Source organism: Marinomonas sp. A3A (assembly GCF_018336955.1).
GTDB classification, from domain to species: domain Bacteria; phylum Pseudomonadota; class Gammaproteobacteria; order Pseudomonadales; family Marinomonadaceae; genus Marinomonas; species Marinomonas lutimaris.
This window is the reverse complement of sequence record NZ_CP025532.1, coordinates 982142-1002869: the sequence shown is the minus strand read 5'-3', so window position 1 is coordinate 1002869 and position 20728 is coordinate 982142. Positions and strand designations below refer to the sequence as shown.

Sequence of the window (20728 nt, the reverse complement as noted above, 5' to 3'; positions counted from 1 at the left end):
TCCTAAAAGAGAGTGTAAAGCTGAGCCAAGGGCAAGACTTCAGCTGGCTCGCAGGTTAATAATTCGCCATCCGCGCGCACTTCATAGGTTTGCGGATCAACAGTAATGTTCGGCAGCCAATCGTTGTGAATCATGTCGAGTTTGGAAATATTGCGTGTGTTTTTGCACGCTACCAAAGTACGATCCAAACCGAGTTTTTCTTTTAAACCATTGTTCAGGGCGGCTTTGGAAACAAAGGTCACAGACGTCGCCGCTGCGGCCTTACCGAACGAACCAAACATAGGGCGATAATGCACTGGCTGTGGCGTCGGAATAGAGGCATTTGGATCGCCCATTGGTGCGCTGGCGATCATGCCGCCTTTGATGATCATCGAAGGTTTCACCGCAAAGAAGGCTGGCTTCCACAAAACTAAATCCGCCATTTTCCCCGGCTCAATCGATCCGACTTCATGGCTAATACCATGAGCTATGGCTGGGTTAATAGTGTACTTGGCAATGTAGCGACGAGCGCGGAAATTATCCGCACCCAATTCTTGATCTTCTGGTAATAAACCAAACTGTTGCTTCATTTTGTGGGCTGTTTGCCATGTGCGAGTTACCACTTCTCCCACTCGTCCCATCGCTTGGGAATCAGACGAAATCATACTAAACGCGCCACGATCATGGAGAATGTCTTCCGCGGCAATAGTTTCTTTACGAATCCGCGAATCCGCAAAGGCTACGTCTTCTTCAATATTACTGTCCAAATGGTGACATACCATTAGCATGTCTAAATGCTCATCAACCGTGTTGTGAGTATAAGGACGCGTTGGGTTGGTTGAAGAAGGTAAAACATTTGGGTTAGAACAAGCTTGAATAATATCAGGAGCGTGACCGCCGCCTGCGCCTTCGGTGTGATAAGTGTGAATAACACGGTCTTTAAAAGCATCAATGGTGCTATCAACAAAGCCCGATTCGTTCAGGGTATCGGTGTGAATCGCTACTTGCACATCGTAAGCTTCTGCGACACTCAAACAGCAATCAATCGACGCTGGCGTGGTGCCCCAGTCTTCGTGTAATTTCAGACCACAAGCGCCGGCTTCTAACTGTTCTTCTAAGGCTTCTGGCAGACTGGCGTTACCTTTGCCCAAAAAGCCCAAGTTCATCGGCATATTGTCAGTTGCTTGTAACATCTTGCCAAGATACCAAGGACCCGAAGTACAAGTCGTTGCTTTCGTTCCCGTGGCAGGTCCAGTACCGCCACCAATCATGGTGGTCACACCAGAGGTTAACGCTTCTTCCACTTGCTGCGGACATATAAAGTGTATGTGGGCATCAATGCCACCCGCGGTCAGAATAGAACCTTCCCCAGCAATCACTTCAGTGCCAGGGCCAACCACAATATCCACATTATCTTGTACGTCTGGGTTGCCCGCTTTACCCACTTTAAAAATACGGCCATTTTTGATGCCAACGTCGCCTTTGACGATGCCCCAATGATCCAACACCAAGGCATTAGTAATCACCAAATCTACGGCAACATCATTGCTCACTTGGCTTTGTCCCATGCCATCGCGGATGACCTTGCCGCCGCCGAATTTCACTTCATCACCATACACGGTGAAATCTTTTTCCACCTGAATCCAGATATCGGTATCGCCTAAGCGCACGCGGTCGCCAGTGGTTGGACCGAACATTTGCGCGTAACTTTGTCTATCCATCGTCGCCATTATTCTGCTCCTACCAGTTTACCCATGACTTCCCCTCGGAAACCGTAAATGGTCTTCGTACCTGCGTATTCGACTAACTCCACTTCACGACCTTGACCTGGTTCAAAACGCACAGCGGTGCCAGAAGCAATATTCAAACGAAAGCCTTTCGTCACTGCACGATCAAAGGACAAAGCAGGATTCACTTCGTAAAAATGATAATGGGAGCCAATTTGCACAGGACGATCACCGGTGTTTTCGACGCGAATTTTCACCGTTTTACGGCCCACATTAAGCTCAATATCACCAGCGGCAACCTGTATTTCACCTGGAATCATGATGTTTTCCTTTTTAAAAAAAGAACCTGACACATACGTTTAATGACGTTATGAGCGAAGCCAAGACGAGGCAAAAACAGACGAAAAAGCGGAGTCTATGGGGTTATAAATGAGCATTTTGAGTCTGTTTTTAACAAAGTATTGACGAGCACAGTAGTCATTAATTTATAGGATTATGAACGGTGACTAACTTCGTCCCATCTGGGAATGTGGCTTCAACTTGTACTTCATGGATCAATTCCACCACACCATCCATCACTTGTTCCGCGCTTAATAAGGTTTTGCCGTAAGCCATTAATTCCGCCACGGTTTTGCCATCGCGAGCGCCCTCGATAATTTCCATGGTGATGTACGCCATGGCTTCGGGATAATTCAATTTAAGGCCGCGGTTTAAACGACGTTCGGCAAGCAAGGCTGCGGTAAATACAAGAAGCTTATCTTTTTCTCTTGGCAGGAGTTCCATTTATATCTATGCCTCATTGTGTGACTTTTAAATTAAATTTAATGAACCAAAATAGAGCGTACGCACAATTTCAGGTCGCCCAAATTCTTGGTTCATTGGATTCTTTATTGATTAATGCGGGGCGAATTTCTCGCCAACACTGAATAAATAGCTGCTTCACTTGTTCGGAATCATGATGAAGACTGCGCACGAAAATGTACTCGCCAACCAAACTTACGCCACTCACTGAGTTATGTTGCGCGCAATGTTTTCGTAGGGAGTCGATCAGTTCATCATGGCTCGCTGAATGAGAAGCGTTGGTCAGGTCAAAGGGTCCCGCAATCATCAAACCATTAATGGGTTTGCCAGCTAGCCCAGCTTTGGCCGCGAATACCGTTCGGCTACTATCATCTATCACCAAACGTTCACGCACCTTAAGACGACCATTTTGGCGAATCTGAAAGCCTTGCTCTGCGTGGCCTTCGCCAAAATCTTCTTTGTTGGCTGGCAAGCCAAAGCAAGTGATTTCCCAGCCGATAAACTTAGCGTTATCAGCAAGGTCGATGCAGTTTTCAAGGCGAGTATGAGCATTCGGATAGAGGATGGTTTCTTGCGGTAGCCATTCCATTAAGCTGTTCTCAGCGACGTTTAATTGAGTAATTTGATGCTGTAGGGTTTTGTCTTTACGAGCACGATAAACACGCCCAGCCCCAGGAGTTGTGATCAAAACATGCGTATTTTCGGCTAGGTTTGCCGTAATCGTGAGACGATCTCCCGAAACCAAACCGCCCGGTGGATGCAATAAATAGATGTGTGCCGTGTCTCGACCTTCAGGATAAAAAGGCTTCTGCACGTACAAAGGCCCTTTGTGATCACAGGTTTTCAACACGGTACCGCGAGTTGTTTGACAAAAGCCTAAGGTCAGAAACGCATGCCAGTGAGAAGCTCCCCCCGTCACTGGCATGTTTGTTTCTGGCAGCGGCATTTGCTCGTCGTGTTCTGCCAAAGCAAGATTATGTTTATTATTCATTGATGCCCTATAAGCGTTTTCACACATGGCGACAGACATTATTTTCTTGGTTGTATAGTGGCTCCAACAAAATTCATCCTTCGACACGGCCCATACGGCACATCCCTGTGCCGGTTGGGCCTTTACCGTCATCCTGACGGCTGGTCTACTGGATTAAAATTTTGTTTTGCCAAATAACTGCTGATTGAGCCAATGCAAAAATCACACCGCCAAATACTGCTTTATCAAAGTATCGTTAAGGTTCTCCATTTTATCCGCCGCCACAATGCGTCCCTTTTCCATCAGACGAAATTCTTTACCCACGCGACGGGCGAAACCGAGCTTTTGCTCTACCAAGATGACGGTCAAACCTTCTTCCGCATTGAGCTTTAAAATCACATCGCCAATTTGCTTAACAATGTTGGGCTGAATACCTTCGTTTGGCTCGTCTAAGATCAAGACTTTTGGTTCTAATACCAAGGCACGACCAATGGCCAGCTGCTGTTGTTGGCCGCCTGATAAATCACCACCGCGACGATGCAACATGTCTTTCAATACTGGAAAAAGTTCGAAGATTTTCTCTGGAATATCCTTTGGAGAGTCTTTCGTGCGCTTACCACGAACAGGCAAACCTATACGAAGGTTCTCTTCTACCGTGAGCATGGGAAAAATATCTCGCCCTTGTGGCACATAACCAATGCCTGAATAAGCGCGTTTTTCGGCGCTTTGCTTGTTTAGGGTTTCGCCTTCCATGGTGATCTCGCCATTTTGGATGGGTAACAAGCCCATGATGGCTTTCAGCAAGGTGGTTTTTCCAACGCCGTTGCGCCCCATGATGCAAGTTATAGAGCCGGGAACTATGTCTAAATCCAAGCCCCAAAGTATCTGTGTACCACCATAAAGTTGATCAACCTTGTTAATTGAAATCATGCTGTGGCTCCTGCTATTGTTTGCGCTTTCTCGCTAGCGGCTTCTTCACCAAGGTATACTTCAATAACGTCTTTATTACTTTGAATCTGATCCATTGTGCCTTCGGCCAATACGGAGCCTTGGTGCAAAACGGTTACCGTGCGAGCAATGCTGCGCACAAACTCCATATCATGCTCCACGACAATCACGGTTCGCTCTCCGGCTAAAGACGTTAACAACTCCGCCGTGCGTTCCGTTTCTTGCGCTGTCATGCCCGCCACTGGTTCATCGATCAATAACAGCCTTGGATCAGCCGCTAGCAACATGCCGATTTCCAACCATTGTTTTTGTCCGTGAGACAAAGCCCCCGCCAGCATAAAGCGCTGCTTAGCCAAACCAATGGTTTTAAGCACCTCATCAATTCGATCAATTTGCGTCGGCGTTAAACGCGAGAATAAAGTCGGCAAGACACGTTTGTCGGTTTTCAGGGACAATTCCAAATTATCGAACACGGTTTGCTCTTCAAACACGGTTGGCTTTTGGAATTTACGACCGATACCAAGCTGAGCAATTTCAGCTTCGTCTTTGTTCAATAAGTTGTGATTTTGCCCAAAGAAAACCGTACCTGAATCACACTGAGTCTTACCGGTAATCACATCCATCAAGGTGGTTTTGCCCGCGCCATTGGCACCGATCAAACAACGTAATTCGCCGTCGTTGATATACAAATTCAGATTATTTAATGCTTTAAAACCGTCGAAGCTTAAATTCAAATCTTCCACGTAAAGAATCATCTGGTTATCGACGTTTACGGCGGCCTGCTCGGGTGCCAAAAATGGCCACACCTGATCTCGGCGGAAGAATTCACGGGTACTATCTAAGGTACTCATGCTTGCGACTCCTTTTTCGTAACACTGTTTCGCTTAGCCTTTAGCTGGCCATACAAGCCCATCAAACCTTTTGGTAAATACAAGGTAACCAAGACAAACATGGCACCAAGGGCAAATAACCAAGCATCTGGCATGATGGCCGTAAAACGGGTTTTCGCGTAGTTCACCAACAAGGCTCCAATCACCGCACCAATCAAGGTGCCACGACCACCTACAGCAACCCAAATCACCATCTCTATCGAGTTGATTGGAGAAAATTCACCTGGGTTGATAATGCCCACTTGCGGCACATACAAAGCCCCAGCTATGCCCGCAATCACAGCGGAATAAACAAACAACCACACCTTGTAACGATCAGTGCGATAACCGATGAAACGTGAGCGAGATTCAGAGTCACGAATCGCCAACACCACTTTGCCAAAGCGAGAAGATAAAATCTTCTGACTGATCACAAAGATCACCGCCAGCAAAATCGCTGTGATCAAAAACAAGGCAACACGAGTACTGTCGGCTTGCAGACTGAAACCAAGGATTTCTTTAAAGTCGGTCAAACCATTATTGCCACCAAAGCCCATTTCATTGCGGAAGAAAGCCAACAACAAGGCATAGGTCAAGGCTTGCGTCATGATGGAAAGATACACACCAGTAACACGAGAACGAAACGCCAGCCAACCAAACACAAAAGCCAATAACCCCGGAATAAACACCGCCATCAACATGGCGAACCAGAACTGATCCATGCCCAGCCAAAACCATGGCAATTCTTTCCAATCCAAAAACACCATAAAGTCAGGCAGCAAAGGATTACCGTAAACACCGCGATCACCGATTTGGCGCATCAAATACATGCCCATCGCGTAACCGCCCAAGGCAAAAAACGCCCCATGACCTAAACTCAAAATACCGCAATAGCCCCAGATAATATCCACCGCTAATGCCAGCATGGCGTAGCACAAATATTTACCCAGCAAAGTAATGGTGTAAGTACTGACATAAAACACCGACTCAGCAGGCAACAAGAGATTCGCGGCCGAAGCCAAGATCGTTACACCTAATAAAATCACCACAAATGGCAGAGTGTGTTTGCCCGTCGAGCGTCCTTCAGAAAACCAAGCTGTAAGACGTGTCATTCTGCCGCCCTCCCTTTTTGTGGAAAGAGTCCCTTAGGACGTTTTTGAATAAAGAGAATAATAAACACCAACACCAGAATCGCTGCGAGAACCGCCCCCGTAGTTGGCTCAAGAAATTTCGTCGCGATACCCAAAGTGAAGGCAGCCACTAAAGTACCTAACAAGTTACCCACGCCACCGAACACCACCACCATGAAGGAATCGATAATGTAAGATTGTCCCAAGTTAGGCCCGACGTTGGTCAACTGACTCAAGGCCACACCAGCAATACCCGCGATACCAGAACCTAAACCAAAGGTCATCGCATCCACCCAATTGGTTTTTACACCCATGGCTTTTGCCATATTGCGATTTTGCGAGACTGCACGAACGTTTAGCCCCAGAGAGGTTTTCTTCAACACAATCACTAAGACGATGAACACCAGCAAAGCAAAAGCAAGAATGTACAAACGGTTCAATGTCAGAGATAGCACAGGGTTAATTTCCCAAGAACCACTCATCCAGCTGGGTGTAGACACTTGACGGTTTAAAGGAGAGAAAATAGTTCGAACCAATTGCTGCAAGATCAAACTGATACCAAAAGTGGCGAGCAGAGTTTCCAATGGACGACCGTGCAAACGACAAATAACCAATCGCTCGATCAATACGCCCATCAAACCAGACACCAAAAAGGCCGCAGGAATCGCCACCCAAATTGAATAATCGATGTAATTCGGCATCATCAGCTGCACCACATAAGTTGTGTAAGCGCCCAACATGATCATTTCGCCGTGAGCCATGTTAATAACGCCCATCACACCGAAGGTAATCGCCAAGCCAATGGACGCCAGCAACAACACCGAGCCAAGGCTCAAACCAAAAAACAACTGATCGACAAAGGCAAAACGATTCGCCCGTTGCGCGATTTTTTCTAAGGCGATATTCGCCGCCGTCACCATCGCCGTATTGTCGTCACGAGTTAAGGTAGTCAGTAGATTTCGAACATCGTTTTCTAAACTAGAGGAAAGCTTTTCAATGGCGGCAATACGATTAGATGCAGCTAATTCTGTTTGCGACGCCGTGCTCATGGCAAGCGCCAATCCCATGGCTTCTTTTACTTTTTTGTTGCTCTCATATGGATAAAGACGTTCAAGCGCCGCCACTGTGCTGTCATCTAATTTGGACAGTAATTCACGTACGGCATTTTCACGCACGCTTGGCGATTTGGAAGTGAGTTGAATACGGGCAATGGCATTACGCAAATAACCACGTAAGTTGTTGTTCACACGGATTTTGTCGACATCACGTTTATCAATACCAGCATTAATTTCGTCAGTAAATACGTCTTTGTAATAGGTTTCGCCGTTGGTTTCGAATTCACCAATGACCTTTTTTTCTGCCTTGATGTAATACAAGTTACCGTTTAATAAGGTGCGTAGAAGCGGCAGGACGGTTTCATCAGAAACGGCTTCTATTCGAACAAGAATAGGCTCCATGTCTTTGATCTTAGCCTCGCCTAACTCGGCGAGCAAAGGATCTAAAGATGCCGATTCAGCTGCGTGAGTAGAAAGGGATAAGAGCCCAAAAAGACAGCAACAAAGTGCAATACAATGTCTCAAAGTGATACGTCTCAAGGTCATACTCCAAGTGTCGTAGGTTTATTGCGATAGCATTCAAAAACACAACGCTAAAAAGAAGTTAGAAGCTTGTTCGAAGGTAAAAAATAACTCTCTGGCTAACTCGCTAATTAGCCTGCTAGACAGAGAGTCGAGGTTACCCCTAGGAATGGGTCAAATTAGTAATTCTGACCAGAACATGTCTTGGTTTTAGTGTTGTAGTTACCGCACTTGATCGGCGCCGTCCAATCTGAAATCAGATCTTTAGAACCTGGTAAGAAGTCAGACCAAGCATCACCTGCAACCACACCATCAGTTTCCCAAACCACTTCAAACTGGCCATCGTCTTGGATCTCGCCAATCAATACAGGCTTGCTCAAGTGATGGTTTTTGTTCATTACTGCAATACCGCCAGTAAGGTTTGGTGTTGTTTGACCGATCATAGCCTGCTCAACCGCATCGACGTCCGTTGTGCCCGCTTTCGTTACCGCATTTGCCCACATTTTGAAACCAATGTAAGTCGCTTCCATTGGGTCATTCGTTACGCGATCAGGATTTTTTGTGTATGCATGCCAAGCCTTGATGAAGGCTTCGTTTTCAGGCGTGTCTACGCTTTCGAAATAGTTCCATGCTGCCAAGTGACCAACCAACGGTTTCGTATCTAAACCAGAAAGTTCTTCTTCACCCACGGAGAAAGCCACCACTGGGATATCTTCAGAAGAAATGCCTTGGTTACCCAATTCTTTATAGAAAGGCACGTTGGCATCACCGTTGATGGTAGAAACCACAGCCGTTTTCTTACCTTCACTACCGAATTTTTTAATATCAGAAACAATCGACTGCCAATCAGAGTGACCAAATGGCGTGTAGTTGATCATGATGTCTTTTGCTGCAACACCTTTGGCTTTTAGGTAGGCTTCAAGAATTTTGTTGGTGGTACGTGGATAAACGTAATCTGTTCCCGCTAGCACAAAGCGCTCTACGCCAAGATCGTTCATCAAATAATCCACCGCAGGAATCGCCTGTTGGTTTGGCGCAGCCCCTGTGTAGAACACGTTTTTAGACGACTCTTCACCTTCGTACTGAACTGGGTAGAACATCAAACCGTTCAACTCTTCCAATACAGGCAAAACCGATTTACGAGAAACCGATGTCCAACTACCAAAAATCACATCCACTTTGTCTTTGGTTAATAACTCGCGTCCTTTCTCTGCAAACAATGGCCAGTTTGATGCTGGGTCAACCACCACAGCCTCGATCTTCTTACCTAACAAACCACCCTTTTTGTTTTGCTCATCCACCATCATCAAGACAGTGTCTTTTAGAGTAGTTTCAGAAATCGCCATGGTGCCAGACAAGGAGTGCAACACACCGACCTTAATTGTGTCTGCCGCCAGCGAAGGAAGCGCAATAAGCGTTGCACCAGAGAGCACAATCGCAGATGTAAGCGTTTTGATTTTCATAGTTGGAGCCGTCCTATTGTGATTTATAATATTTTTGGTTTTTTAGACGAGGCATGAACACCTCAAATCCGTAGAGCCAGTATTAAAAAATCAACGATAGAAAGGTATGCGCGAAATGACTTAGCCCTATACGTCATTTGACGTATAGGGCAGTTTTGTTCCCTCCCCTTTCTTCAAGGGGAGGGTTAGGGAGGGGTTGCTCTTTGGTTCCATTCGAACGCTTTGTATTCCCAAACTTTATTCCGCCCTGCTGGGCGTGTAACTTTTGCCCAGAGCCGCAAAAGTAACCAAAAGGTCTCTTTAAGGGAGATTGCCTCGTAAACCCTTTTGTATAGATGTTTGCCTTCTGACCTAACGCACAGAAGGCATAGATTGTTTTTTTCTGTTGTGAGAAAGGATATTTTTAACTGACTCTGAAACTCCATAGGGTCGCGCAATCAGGATTGCGTCGAAGTTCGTTCTTCTGTGGTATGGGTTCAGAAAGTGTGAATGGGCTTTGGTGGAATTAATCAAGAACGGCTTCTCTTTAACTATGAAACTCCATATGACCGTCAACTCTCAACTCTGTTCGTTGAAAAATTCATGTAGAATGGTCCACCATTCAGAAAAATGAATGATACATCATGTGTACTGGTAGAAATTTATAAAGCATCTTAGTATCTAACAATAAGGTTTTTCTCTTATAGTTAGATACCTCATCATAAACATTATGAAACCAGAGAATCATAAGAAATGGCAGAAACAACCCTTATTGACCTAAAAGCTTTATCTGAGCCTGCTTGTAAATTAATTGATTCAGTTAGTAATGCAATTGGTGTGCTTTATGAACCGACTAGAATTAGACGAAAGACAAAAGCAGAGTCAGACGCTCTTGTGATAATGGCAAAAGGTGAAGCTGATGCTCTTACTTTTAGAGCGGCAAAACGAGTCTCTACCCAAGAAACACGTAGACAAGAAAATATCGAAGAAATAATGGATAAGTCTCTCAACTATCTTGAGCGTCAATTTAGTAATGAAGCAACTTATATAGACACTGATTGGCTCTCGTTTTATTTTGATAAATGCCAAGATATATCCATAGATAATGTACAAAATCTATGGGCAAAAATATTAGCTGGTGAAGTTCTTGAACCAGAAGCATGTAGCAGAGGAACTTTATTAATTCTTCAGTCTTTAAGTAATAATGATATAAAGCTATTTAATAAATACTGTCAGTATCTATTCAAAGTTAATGGTGAGTTACTTCGTTTTAAATACTCATCTCTAAACAAGCATTTAGAAAACAACGGAATTGACGAATCGGATATCAGACACCTTCAAGATGCAGGCCTAGTTCAACCACAGCAACAATTTCACTTCACAAAAAATGAACGATATGTTGTAGAATATTTTGACAATCAATTTTCCATGATTTTGAAAGGTCACAGAGAAAATAGAACGGAGTTTTTAACAAAAGCAGGTAGAGAGCTATATCGGTTTATAGACACCTCACCCTGTGAAAAGTATTACGAAATACTATTAAGCAGATCTCAAATTATGTCTAGAAAAGTCAAAGAGATAAGGTGAATATCATGACTTTTACACCTTTATCTGAATTTAAATATCTTGTTAGTAAACCACTCTAACAAAACTATCCTTTTCTAAAATAACATGGCATTTAATCCCCTCCACCTTTCAACCGCTCTATCAGCCCCATCGCTCCGTCTTTATTTTTCGTTCTATCTGGATAAACCAGATAGTAGGCTTTTCTTAGTGGAAGTGTGATTGGGCTGAGTGTGATGAGTTGCCCTGTTTTCAGTGCGTTTTGGATGAAGAGTCCTTGGCCGAGTAGTAGGCCTTTGCCTTGTATGGCGGCGTCGATCGCCATGCTGGAGAGGTTAAATTGTGGACCTTTGTTGGTTTTTCGGTTGTGGTAACCTGCGGCGGTTAGCCAGTCTTGCCAGTTGGGTAGGTATGGATTCTCGTCGCCCCAGTCGATATGGATCATTGGTTTTTCAAGTAATGCGTCTAAATCCCCCTGTGCTATTCCGTTAACGAGTGATGGACTGGCGACTAGGTGTACTTCGTCTTGGAATAGAAAATCGTGGTTTAGTGATTTGTCTTGTTTACCAAAGCTGATGCTTGCATCACAGCGGCTCAAGTTGAAGTCGACCGATGTATGGCTGGCTTCCACTCGTATTTCTAGGTCTGGGTGTTGTTCCATTATGTGCAGTACTTTGGGCATTAACCACAAGCTCGCAACTGAGGGTAATGTGTGGAGTGTAAAAATCGTTTGCTGCTTTAATTGGTCTAGGCTGGCTTGTCCACGTTGCAGGCTTTCAATCGCTTGGTTGGCAAAGTATAGGTATTGCTGACCTGCCTGAGTCAGCTCCACACCTAGTTTTGAGCGTTCAAACAGCGTTGTGTCTAGATGAGATTCTAGCTGTTTTATTTGTTGACTGACGGCCGCTGGCGTTATGCACAAGGCTTTTGCCGTTTTCGCAAAGTTGCCTGTGTGCGCTGCGTTTATAAAAGTGATTAGGCTGTTCAGGTTAGGCAGTTTTAACATGATGCTCTCGTAGAATGAAGGCTGTGCAAAACGTGGTCACTTATTAACATTATTGTTAAGCAAAAATTAATGATGAGTGTATAAAATATTGATTTAACTGTTTTGCTAACTTCATTAATCTGGACGATATCCTTGGCAATATAAAAGATCAAAACCTAAAGGGGAACACTGATGTCGTTATCCAATATTATTAATGAGGCCACTTACCCTATTGAAGATAATGACTTTAGAGAAGACTGTAAAAAGACGTTGACAGAAAATGGGGCTTTGGTTTTGCCTGACTTTCTGAACCATAAGGCGATCCAAGCCATTATTGAGGAAGGCGAGATGAAGAAGGATCTTGCTTGGTATACGAAGTCTACTCATAACGTTTACTTAACGAATGTCGATCCAAGTTATGACGCAAATCATGCGAGAAACAAGCAGGTCATTTCGTCTAAAGGTTGCATCACGGACGATCAAATTTCTGAAAACTCGCCACTAAGACAGCTTTATGATTCGGCGGTATTTCGAGCCTTTCTTGCCAGTGTGTTAGACGAAGAGGCGCTGTATAACTACGCAGATAATCTTTCGTCGATCAATTTACATTATGCCAGCGAAGGACAAGAATTAGGTTGGCACTTCGATAACTCGTCATTTGCCATTACTTTGTTAATTCAAAAACCTGAGGGCGGCGGTGTGTTTGAATATATTGAAAACATGCGTGACGCCGATGCTGGCGAGATGAATTATAGCGGTGTATGTGAGGTTCTCGCGGGACAGAAAAAAGCCAAAGAATTGGCAATCGAACCCGGCGCTTTGGTGCTTTTCCGTGGTCGAAATGCCATTCACCGAGTCACACCAACACAAGGCAATACCACCCGTATGTTGGCGGTTCTCGCTTATAACTCACAACCCGGAATTGCGCTATCAGAAGCGGCAAGCAAAACCTTTTATGGGCGAGTGAATTAATACGCCTTAAAGCGCTCGCATCATGATCTTGGCGTCTTCCCCGTAGCCCTCACTCGCTTGTTGGTTCGTTAGTTCGACAAAGCCGTGTTTTTGCCAAAATGGTACTGAGTTTTGCACGGAAACCAGTAATGCTTTTTGAAAGCCAAACGAGATTGCGGTATCAAGCAAATGCTTGACCATTTGAGAGCCCACTCCTCTTCCCGCTGCACGTTTTGATAGTGCTAAATCATGCAGAAATAATATGGAGCCATGGCTTTCTTCTGGCAGGGTTTGGTATAACTTGGGTGGTGTTTCACTGTGCCAAGCGTGGGCCAATAAATAGCCCAGTACGTTTTGCTTTTCTGGTCTGCTTTGCTCTGCTAATTCTGCTTTTGCAAGGTAAACGAAACAACAGCTTGGGGATTGTTGCCATTTGCTTTGCAGTACCTCTAGACTTTCAGGTTCGATTTCTGAATACACTTCAGCTTGGATTTTTAGTATCTCAGCCCACATGGTTTGGATAATTGGCTGTATGTGTCTGCTTGTCATTGGTTCGCCGCCTTAATGCCCGACTCAATTGATCTCACCATAATGTGCTGTGGCCCTGCGGCTCCCCCGTGGTAGAGCGTGTTGGTGTCCTGAAAGCCACCTTTTAAATAAAGTTCTTTGGCAATGAGATTTTGGCAGTTTACAGTTAAGAAGGTATTTAAGTGGTTAGGATAAGCTTCTCTCAGATAGTTTGGTAGCGCCAAGATAGCTTGTTTCGCGTAACCTTTGCCTTGATGCTCTTTACTGATAAAAAAGCTACGTAAGCCAATTGAGTTAGATTGTCTGGCAAAGTCGTAGTTTTTTGCATAGGTAGTATCGATGAGAAAGAAGCCGACAATGGTGTCTTCTACTAGGATCACATGAGGACGAATTTGTGCATTGGCGTTTGCTAGAATGTCTTCGATGCTGCCGACAAACTTTTTCTGTTCTTCCACAACACTCAAAGTAATGACGCCTGCTAAGTGTCGTGTCTTCATCTTTTCAATAGTAACCATGCTTTATCCTCCTAATTCTTTTCTTTTTTACCTTGTTGTATTTATCCCATTAGCCCAAATTATAAGCAGCCATCCAATTTGAAAGTGGTATTCTATGTTTGTCATCAAGCTCTTTGTTGCCTTGATTCTCGCACTTGCTATAGCGATATATCTCGTGAATTTAAACATTAAATCCAAGGTAAATCCTATCGAGGAAGTCACTTCCGCGCCTTATGAAAACTCAAAGTTTCATAATACAGCACCGCGTAACCCTATGTCCTTGAGTGATACGGCTGCTTTGTGGATACGTTTTTTTACCGAGAAAAAAGTCGACACCACGCCAGACATCAATATTCCGGTACAAGCTGTGAGTCGAGCCGATTTGGATGCGCTGAGTAGTGATACGCTGCATCTAGTTAAGCTTGGGCACTCCTCTATTTTACTAAAAGTGTATGGCGAATATTGGCTAATCGATCCGGTATTCTCGGATCGCGCGTCGCCCTTTCAGTTTGCTGGCCCAAAACGTTTCCACCAGCCGCCAATTAGTTTAGAAGATTTACCTCCTATCGATAAAGTCTTGATTTCCCATAATCATTACGATCATTTAGACAAAGCGAGCATCAAGATTTTGTTAGCGAAAACTAAGCAATTTTTGGTGCCAAAAGGGGTCGATGGCGACTTAGTTGATTGGGGTGTTGAGGCAAATAAAATCGTCACTTTCGATTGGTGGCAAGAACTCCAGACTCGCCAAGGTTTGATCGCCTTTACACCTACACAACATTTTTCTGGTCGTGGAATGGGCGATGGCAATGCCACCTTGTGGGGAGCTTGGGTAATTAAAACACCTAACGAAAGTATCTTCTTTAGTGGTGATTCTGGCTATTTTTCGGGCTTTAAAGACACAGGCGATAAGTACGGGCCATTTGATCTAACCATGATAGAAACCGGCGCTTATGATAAAGACTGGGCTGATATCCACATGAAACCAGAAGAAAGCGTTCAGGCTAATATCGATTTACAAGGGAAAGTAATGATGCCAATCCACAATGGCACTTTCGATCTGGCGTTCCATACATGGCATGACCCGTTTGATCGTGTGGTTGTCGAATCAGAACGTCGAGGTGTAACGTTAAGTACACCTGAATTTGGTCGTATTTTTCCTATTAACGATTTACCGCCACTAACACCCTGGTGGCAAACAACACCTTAATTTTTCCACTCGTCTTCATTCTTTTCAGCACTTTTACTCTCTGTTTTCAGATAGTAAAAGTGCTGCTAACAAGGCAGTAGAATTAGTACGCTAGATTTAATAAAAAGCCTTTGCCTCTTCTCTTAGATATTGAATCAAGGTCTGCATTTTTTTCGGCAAATGACCAAAAGGATATTGCAGGTAAACAGGTAATGACTTTCCTTTCCACTCAGGTAAACAAGAGACAAATACTTCAGGGTGACGCTTTAAATGTTTTTCAGCAAAATAATGTGGCAGTAATCCAACACCTTTTCCTCGGATAATAGCCTCAGCGTGAAGCATGTATTGATCTACTGTAAGACGAGACTTAGGTAAATCAAAAGACACATCTCCCTGCGTTCCATGCTCTAGCACTATGTCATTCTGCTCACTTTTCAGCGTATCAACCCAAGCATATTGATTCAGTTCACTTGGATGATTCAGCATACCAATTCGTTCTAAATACTCCGCACTGGCGTACAAACCTTGGCTTAATGTGCCTATCTGTTCGGAACGTAATTGGTCATTGGCAGGCTCCCCAACCCAAACACAAACATCGTTGCTCTTTATTTCTTGGGATGACTGGTTGCCGGTGCGAACTTCAATATTTACTTGAGGAAACTCATCTAAGAAATCAAACATTAGCGCTGAAAACCAGCCCCGAACTAACGTTGTGTGTACATAGACAACTAATGATCCACTTATTTCATCTTTTAATTCTTCGACGGCTTTATGACCTTCATCGGCGACATGGAGCATTTTTTTTGCGAAAGGCAAAAACTTAATACCCGCCTCATTCGCGAAAAGTCGATTGGCTTGTCTGCGTAATAACGGCTGATTTAGTGCTTGTTCCAAATGGCTAATACGACGACTCAGGGTAGATTTAGACACACCTAATTTTTGAGCACTATCTTTAAGACTACCTGTTTCCATAACAGAAACAAACGTTCTAACTTCGTTCAGATCGTACATTCACCTTTCCCCAAATCAACCTTTAAACATCCCTAAGATGCAGTCTAAATTTTATGTATCTATCCACTGCAATGCAGCACTTATCAAACCAACTGTTTTTGAGCTCTTTTGCAGATGTTGCAAAAAGAGGAACAGAACGTGTCACCACAAAAAATGAATATTATCAGATAATACAAATGATAAGCATTCTTAATATCTTTTGTATAGCAGATTATACGAGATAAACACCACTTCTACTACGGAGAAATTGTTCATAATGACCCCTTCAGCTCGCCATTATAAACTGACTACTTTAGCCGCTCTAATCAGCGCCGCAACGTATTCTGCAACGTTATTAGCAGAAGAAAGTACTGTCGACCTAGATAAATTAGTTGTGACGGCCTCGGGCCACGAGCAACAAATCACTGATGCGCCAGCTTCTATTACGGTAGTTACTCAACAAGAACTCGAAAAGAAAGCGTACCGAGATGTTACCGATGCTTTGAAAGATGTTCCTGGTGTTATGGTAACGGGTGGTGGTTCGACAGAAGAAATATCCATGCGCGGTATGAGCGGAAAATACACGCTAATACTAGTCGATGGAAAACGCCAAGGTTCTCGTGAAACAAGACCAAATAGTGATGGCGCAGGAATTGAACAAGGCTGGACGCCACCATTATCAGTTATTGAGCGTATTGAAGTTATTCGTGGCCCAATGTCTTCACTATATGGTTCTGATGCACTTGGCGGTGTCATTAATATCATCACTAAAAAAGTACAGAATAAATGGGGCGGCGAGTTATCATTAAGTACCACACTTCAAGACAATTCAACGTCTGGTGACAGCCAACAAGCAGATTTAACATTGAGTGGACCTTTAGTAAAAGACAAACTCGGTTTGCAACTATATGGACAAGTGTCACAGCGCGACGAAGATGAGATTGTCGATGGCTATGCAGATCAAGAGATTAAAAATGCCACGGCAAAATTATCATGGGCTGTTTCTGAAAACCAACAATTGACCTTTGAAGCCGGTAAAGAAGAGCAATCCCGCTATCGCAATCCGGGTTATTCTATTGCTGCTGATGGAAGCGTGTCTAAGCAAGACTATGATCGAAAACACTATGCCATTACCCATTCTGCAAGAGTTAATAACAATAACATTGAAACCTATTTAACCCATGAAGAAATTGATAATCCTAGTCGTGATATGAATTATCAAAACACAGTACTAAATAACCAAACAGTACTGCCATTTGACTCTCATGTGCTAACCGTTGGCGGCCAATATGATTATCAAAAACTAAAAGACGAAGGCAATGAAGCTGGCAATGGTATTGACGAGCTAACTCGCTGGAACACAGCGTTATTTGCGGAAGATGAATACTTTCTTACTGACAACCTTTCAGTTACTGGTGGCTTACGCTACAACGAAGATGAAAACTATGGCTCAAATGTATCGCCACGTTTGTACAGTAACTGGTCATTTGCTCCAGACTGGACATTAAAAGGTGGGATAAGTACAGGCTATCGTTCACCAGATCTTCGTCAAGGTAGTGACGGCTGGGGACAAATATCAGGTCGTGGCTCGGCACTTATTTTAGGCAATTCTGAACTAAAACCAGAGGAAAGTACTAGCCACGAAATTGGTCTTTATTGGGATAATCAGCAAAGTACACAAATCAGCGCAACTTTATTCCACACAAACTATAAAGATAAAATTACTGAACAGCGCATTTGTGACACCACTGCAGGAGATACTAGCTGTTCCTACTCTGGAAACTCTTATACATTTATAAGTGAACGAACTAATGTAGATCGTGTTGAAATGCAAGGGGTTGAATTGACCTTATCACATGAGTTCACTGACACGTTTTTTATCACAGCTAATTACACTTATACGGATTCAGAACAAAAAACCGGAGACTTTGCTGGTGAGCCGCTAAACCGCCTACCAAAACACATGGCTAACGCGACCCTTAACTGGGATACAACACCCAAGCTTACTTCTTGGACTCGTATAAACTACCGTGGAGAATCTAGTGAAGGTTTGAACCGCACATCAATGCAGGAAGCAATTCCTTCCTACACTTTTGTCGATACAGGAATCAGCTACAGCATCAACGATACTATTTCTGTTTATGCGGGAATCTATAACTTACTAGATAAAAAAGTAGATATTGAAAACTACGATACGGTATTAGATGGTCGTAGATACAACGCTAAAGTAAAAATCGCATTCTAACTCCCTACCCCTTAGCTTTCCTTATAGTGCAATTTGTAAAAAAGACCGCAACCTATTTGCGGTCTTTTTTTGATGGTACTTTTTGTCATGACTTTTGCTTATAGACCAAACAGCAGGCATAAAAAAACCATACCTATCAAACGAAAGGCATGGTTTTTTATTCATCAATTAAAATTAGTTTTGGTTGATGAAGTAGTTAATAACGTAAGCTGGAAGATCCGCTGCTGGTACAACGATTTGTTCCATTGTATCGCGATCACGAACCGTAACTGGTGCGCCTTCTTGCTCGATAGAATCGAAATCAACTGTTACACAGATTGGCGTCCCTACTTCGTCATGACGACGGTAGCCTTTACCTACGTTACCCGTGTTTTCATAAAGAATACGACCAAGGCCAAGCTTCTGCAGCTTGTTTTTCAATTCCTTCGCAAGGGCTACGATTTCTGGTTTGTTCTTCTTAAGCGGCATGATAGCGACTTTGATCGGAGCTAGGTGCGGTTTGAACTTAAGTACAGTACGAGAAGTGCCGTTTGGTAGCTCTTCTTCCGTATAAGCTTCGGTCATTACAGCCAATAGACCACGGTCTAGACCTGCTGAAGGCTCGATACAGAAAGGTACTTCCCATTTGTTTTCTTCAAGATCACGAATCGCCAACTTAGCGGTTGAATGCTCGTTCTTTTTCACTTTCGCAGAAAGACCGAACTCTTCTTGTGCTTTGGTGTGAGAACCTAGATCGTAGTCAGTACGGTTCGCAACACCTTCTAACTCTTCAAAACCATGTGGAAACTTGTACAAGATATCCACAGTAGATTTTGAGTAGTGAGCCAAATCATCACCAGTCACATATTCAAACTGGATATTTTCTTCTGCTAGACCTTGATCCAACCACCATTGTTTACGAGCGTTAACCCAAAACTCATGCCATTTTTCATCTTCACCTGGCTTACAGAAGAATTCCAATTCCATTTGTTCGAATTCACGAACACGGAAAATGAAGTTACGAGGTGTGATTTCGTTACGGAAGGATTTACCAATCTGCGCGATGCCAAATGGCAAAGTACGAGAAGTCGAATCAACTACGTTTTTAAAGTTCGTGAAGATACCTTGTGCGGTTTCTGGACGAAGGTAAGTGTAAGATTCTTCGTTCACCATTGGGCCAACGTTGGTTTTGAACATCAGGTTAAAATCACGTGGCGGAGTCACGTTGGTAGAGCCACAGTTATCGCATACTTTGATGTCTTTCATGTGGTCAGCACGCATACGAGATTTACATTCGTGGCAATCTACCATTGGATCGGTAAAAGTATCTTCGTGCCCAGAATATTTGTAGACGTGCTTGTTTTGGATAATCGCCGCATCCAAACCTTCTACATCGTCACGCTCATAAACCATTGAGCGCCACCAAGCGGCTTTTAGGTTGTTTTTTAATTCAATACCTAGCGGACCGTAATCGTAAGCACCTTGCATACCACCGTAGATTTCACTGCCTTGGAAAATAAATCCGCGACGCTTACATAGGGAGACGAGTTCATCCATTGTTTTAGCTGGCATTTCTAAACACACCTTAAGCAAAATTCGTTAATGAGGACATAAAAGCCAATCTGGCGTCATGTTCAAGTAATAATAGCCGACCATTGTACTCGTTGACCCTATTTCGCTCAATGGCGATTCCACGCAAGCAATGAATAAGTATTCCCCCTTACTTATTTTACGCGCTAAGACAAGAAAACCGCCCCACATCCAGACAAAATCGACCTAACAAAAAACTTTACACTTTTATGCATAAAAATAGGACAAAATAAGGAACTATAATGCTGTTTTAAAGTCCATTTTGTTAGATAATTCGTATTGTTTACATATTTGTATTTTTCATTTTTTCATTTTTTCATGGGTAATTTCATGCGTTCTTATAAGCTCCTAGCAACAACACTTGCTACATTGAGCATAATCCCTTTTGTCCTGACAACTTATTTAAGCCTTAGCAACCATGCTTTTCTAGGGAAAACAGGCGTCACTCTTTTTGCCATTTATAGCGGCCTATCTCTCAGTTTTATTAGCGGCATAATTTGGGGACGAGTAATAGAGCTACCTGAAAGTGCTAATGGCAAGAGACTACTTATCTCCTGCTATATCCTCATATCTTCAGCTTGGTGCGCTTTACTAATGAATACGCCTGAGCTTTCAGTCGTATTATTACTACTCGGCTTTATTAGTATTTATTGGGTAGAAAACCGTTGGTTGAAGCAATCAAATGCTAATAAGCCCTTTTTGCCTTTGCATTTTGGTTTAACCACTACCATATGCATCATGCATTTGCTTGTTTTGTACCCACGTTATTAA

Annotated in this window: 19 protein-coding genes; 5 read left to right on the top strand and 14 right to left on the bottom strand. The window is 43.5% G+C overall.

Annotated features, from left to right (window positions below):
• Positions 1–2: 2 nt before the first annotated feature.
• The 9 genes from ureC to urtA form a co-directional block, all read right to left on the bottom strand.
• Positions 3–1709 carry an urease subunit alpha gene (ureC, locus tag CYL31_RS04675; protein ID WP_212917806.1) on the bottom strand — a complete coding sequence of 569 codons (1707 nt, stop codon included), beginning with the start codon at positions 1707–1709 and terminating at the stop codon, positions 3–5.
• On the bottom strand, positions 1709–2026 hold the full coding sequence (locus CYL31_RS04670) for an urease subunit beta (RefSeq protein ID WP_212917805.1): 318 nt from the start codon (positions 2024–2026) through the stop codon (positions 1709–1711). The genes ureC and CYL31_RS04670 overlap by 1 nt, the downstream gene beginning before the upstream one ends.
• 160 nt (positions 2027–2186) lie before the next feature.
• Complete coding sequence (locus tag CYL31_RS04665) at positions 2187–2489, bottom strand: urease subunit gamma (RefSeq protein ID WP_110575688.1); 303 nt, start codon at positions 2487–2489, stop codon at positions 2187–2189.
• Positions 2490–2559: 70 nt separating this feature from the next.
• Positions 2560–3498: an urease accessory protein UreD gene (locus CYL31_RS04660; RefSeq protein WP_212917804.1), complete on the bottom strand. Its 939-nt coding sequence runs from the start codon at positions 3496–3498 to the stop codon at positions 2560–2562.
• Between the two features lie 201 nt (positions 3499–3699).
• Entirely contained in the window at positions 3700–4407 is a 708-nt protein-coding gene (gene urtE / locus CYL31_RS04655) for an urea ABC transporter ATP-binding subunit UrtE (protein WP_212917803.1), read from the bottom strand.
• Positions 4404–5276, bottom strand: a complete 873-nt coding sequence (gene urtD, locus CYL31_RS04650) for an urea ABC transporter ATP-binding protein UrtD (protein WP_212653149.1) — start codon at positions 5274–5276, stop codon at positions 4404–4406. Before urtD ends, urtE begins: the two co-directional genes overlap by 4 nt.
• Positions 5273–6406: an urea ABC transporter permease subunit UrtC gene (urtC, locus tag CYL31_RS04645; RefSeq protein WP_212917802.1), complete on the bottom strand. Its 1134-nt coding sequence runs from the start codon at positions 6404–6406 to the stop codon at positions 5273–5275. The genes urtD and urtC overlap by 4 nt, the downstream gene beginning before the upstream one ends.
• A complete protein-coding gene (urtB, locus tag CYL31_RS04640; RefSeq protein ID WP_212917801.1) occupies positions 6403–8025 on the bottom strand; it encodes an urea ABC transporter permease subunit UrtB in 1623 nt (540 codons plus the stop codon). The genes urtC and urtB overlap by 4 nt, the downstream gene beginning before the upstream one ends.
• 155 nt (positions 8026–8180) lie before the next feature.
• The gene (gene urtA / locus CYL31_RS04635) at positions 8181–9464 is read right to left on the bottom strand and encodes an urea ABC transporter substrate-binding protein (RefSeq protein WP_212917800.1); all 1284 of its coding nucleotides are present in this window, start codon (positions 9462–9464) and stop codon (positions 8181–8183) included.
• Positions 9465–10196: 732 nt separating this feature from the next.
• Here urtA and CYL31_RS04630 point away from each other — a divergent pair.
• A complete protein-coding gene (locus CYL31_RS04630; protein WP_012068665.1) occupies positions 10197–11030 on the top strand; it encodes a DUF2806 domain-containing protein in 834 nt (277 codons plus the stop codon).
• Positions 11031–11121: 91 nt separating this feature from the next.
• Here the strand turns inward: CYL31_RS04630 and CYL31_RS04625 are convergent, their stop codons facing one another.
• On the bottom strand, positions 11122–12012 hold the full coding sequence (locus CYL31_RS04625) for a LysR family transcriptional regulator (protein ID WP_212917799.1): 891 nt from the start codon (positions 12010–12012) through the stop codon (positions 11122–11124).
• Positions 12013–12183: 171 nt separating this feature from the next.
• On the opposite strand from CYL31_RS04625, the gene CYL31_RS04620 reads away from it, so the two are divergent.
• Positions 12184–12963, top strand: coding sequence for a HalD/BesD family halogenase (locus CYL31_RS04620; RefSeq protein WP_212917798.1), 780 nt, complete (start codon positions 12184–12186; stop codon positions 12961–12963).
• Positions 12964–12969: 6 nt separating this feature from the next.
• On the opposite strand, the gene CYL31_RS04615 is transcribed toward CYL31_RS04620, so the two are convergent.
• Positions 12970–13491, bottom strand: a complete 522-nt coding sequence (locus tag CYL31_RS04615) for a GNAT family N-acetyltransferase (RefSeq protein ID WP_212917797.1) — start codon at positions 13489–13491, stop codon at positions 12970–12972.
• Positions 13488–13985 (bottom strand): GNAT family N-acetyltransferase, encoded by a 498-nt coding sequence (locus CYL31_RS04610; RefSeq protein ID WP_212917796.1) that lies wholly within the window; start codon positions 13983–13985, stop codon positions 13488–13490. The genes CYL31_RS04615 and CYL31_RS04610 overlap by 4 nt, the downstream gene beginning before the upstream one ends.
• Before the next feature lie 94 nt (positions 13986–14079).
• On the opposite strand from CYL31_RS04610, the gene CYL31_RS04605 reads away from it, so the two are divergent.
• On the top strand, positions 14080–15174 hold the full coding sequence (locus CYL31_RS04605) for an MBL fold metallo-hydrolase (RefSeq protein WP_212917795.1): 1095 nt from the start codon (positions 14080–14082) through the stop codon (positions 15172–15174).
• A 96-nt stretch (positions 15175–15270) separates the two neighbouring features.
• Here the strand turns inward: CYL31_RS04605 and CYL31_RS04600 are convergent, their stop codons facing one another.
• A complete protein-coding gene (locus CYL31_RS04600) occupies positions 15271–16164 on the bottom strand; it encodes a LysR family transcriptional regulator (protein ID WP_212917794.1) in 894 nt (297 codons plus the stop codon).
• Positions 16165–16420: 256 nt separating this feature from the next.
• On the opposite strand from CYL31_RS04600, the gene CYL31_RS04595 reads away from it, so the two are divergent.
• Complete coding sequence (locus CYL31_RS04595) at positions 16421–18388, top strand: ligand-gated channel protein (RefSeq protein ID WP_212917793.1); 1968 nt, start codon at positions 16421–16423, stop codon at positions 18386–18388.
• A 174-nt stretch (positions 18389–18562) separates the two neighbouring features.
• Here the strand turns inward: CYL31_RS04595 and CYL31_RS04590 are convergent, their stop codons facing one another.
• Positions 18563–19939: a glycine--tRNA ligase gene (locus CYL31_RS04590; RefSeq protein ID WP_212917792.1), complete on the bottom strand. Its 1377-nt coding sequence runs from the start codon at positions 19937–19939 to the stop codon at positions 18563–18565.
• Between the two features lie 348 nt (positions 19940–20287).
• On the opposite strand from CYL31_RS04590, the gene CYL31_RS04585 reads away from it, so the two are divergent.
• On the top strand, positions 20288–20728 hold the full coding sequence (locus tag CYL31_RS04585) for a DUF3429 domain-containing protein (RefSeq protein WP_212917791.1): 441 nt from the start codon (positions 20288–20290) through the stop codon (positions 20726–20728).

Coding starts and splice junctions, on each gene's coding strand:
- CYL31_RS04630 (WP_012068665.1), top strand. CDS start 10,197: ATGGCAGAAACAACCCTTATTGACCTAAAAGCTTTATCTGAGCCTGCT.
- CYL31_RS04670 (WP_212917805.1), bottom strand. CDS start 2,026: ATGATTCCAGGTGAAATACAGGTTGCCGCTGGTGATATTGAGCTTAAT.
- CYL31_RS04600 (WP_212917794.1), bottom strand. CDS start 16,164: ATGTACGATCTGAACGAAGTTAGAACGTTTGTTTCTGTTATGGAAACA.
- CYL31_RS04585 (WP_212917791.1), top strand. CDS start 20,288: ATGCGTTCTTATAAGCTCCTAGCAACAACACTTGCTACATTGAGCATA.
- urtE (WP_212917803.1), bottom strand. CDS start 4,407: ATGATTTCAATTAACAAGGTTGATCAACTTTATGGTGGTACACAGATA.
- CYL31_RS04665 (WP_110575688.1), bottom strand. CDS start 2,489: ATGGAACTCCTGCCAAGAGAAAAAGATAAGCTTCTTGTATTTACCGCA.
- CYL31_RS04610 (WP_212917796.1), bottom strand. CDS start 13,985: ATGGTTACTATTGAAAAGATGAAGACACGACACTTAGCAGGCGTCATT.
- urtB (WP_212917801.1), bottom strand. CDS start 8,025: ATGACCTTGAGACGTATCACTTTGAGACATTGTATTGCACTTTGTTGC.
- urtD (WP_212653149.1), bottom strand. CDS start 5,276: ATGAGTACCTTAGATAGTACCCGTGAATTCTTCCGCCGAGATCAGGTG.
- urtA (WP_212917800.1), bottom strand. CDS start 9,464: ATGAAAATCAAAACGCTTACATCTGCGATTGTGCTCTCTGGTGCAACG.
- urtC (WP_212917802.1), bottom strand. CDS start 6,406: ATGACACGTCTTACAGCTTGGTTTTCTGAAGGACGCTCGACGGGCAAA.
- CYL31_RS04615 (WP_212917797.1), bottom strand. CDS start 13,491: ATGACAAGCAGACACATACAGCCAATTATCCAAACCATGTGGGCTGAG.
- CYL31_RS04595 (WP_212917793.1), top strand. CDS start 16,421: ATGACCCCTTCAGCTCGCCATTATAAACTGACTACTTTAGCCGCTCTA.
- CYL31_RS04605 (WP_212917795.1), top strand. CDS start 14,080: ATGTTTGTCATCAAGCTCTTTGTTGCCTTGATTCTCGCACTTGCTATA.
- CYL31_RS04625 (WP_212917799.1), bottom strand. CDS start 12,012: ATGTTAAAACTGCCTAACCTGAACAGCCTAATCACTTTTATAAACGCA.
- CYL31_RS04590 (WP_212917792.1), bottom strand. CDS start 19,939: ATGCCAGCTAAAACAATGGATGAACTCGTCTCCCTATGTAAGCGTCGC.
- ureC (WP_212917806.1), bottom strand. CDS start 1,709: ATGGCGACGATGGATAGACAAAGTTACGCGCAAATGTTCGGTCCAACC.
- CYL31_RS04660 (WP_212917804.1), bottom strand. CDS start 3,498: ATGAATAATAAACATAATCTTGCTTTGGCAGAACACGACGAGCAAATG.
- CYL31_RS04620 (WP_212917798.1), top strand. CDS start 12,184: ATGTCGTTATCCAATATTATTAATGAGGCCACTTACCCTATTGAAGAT.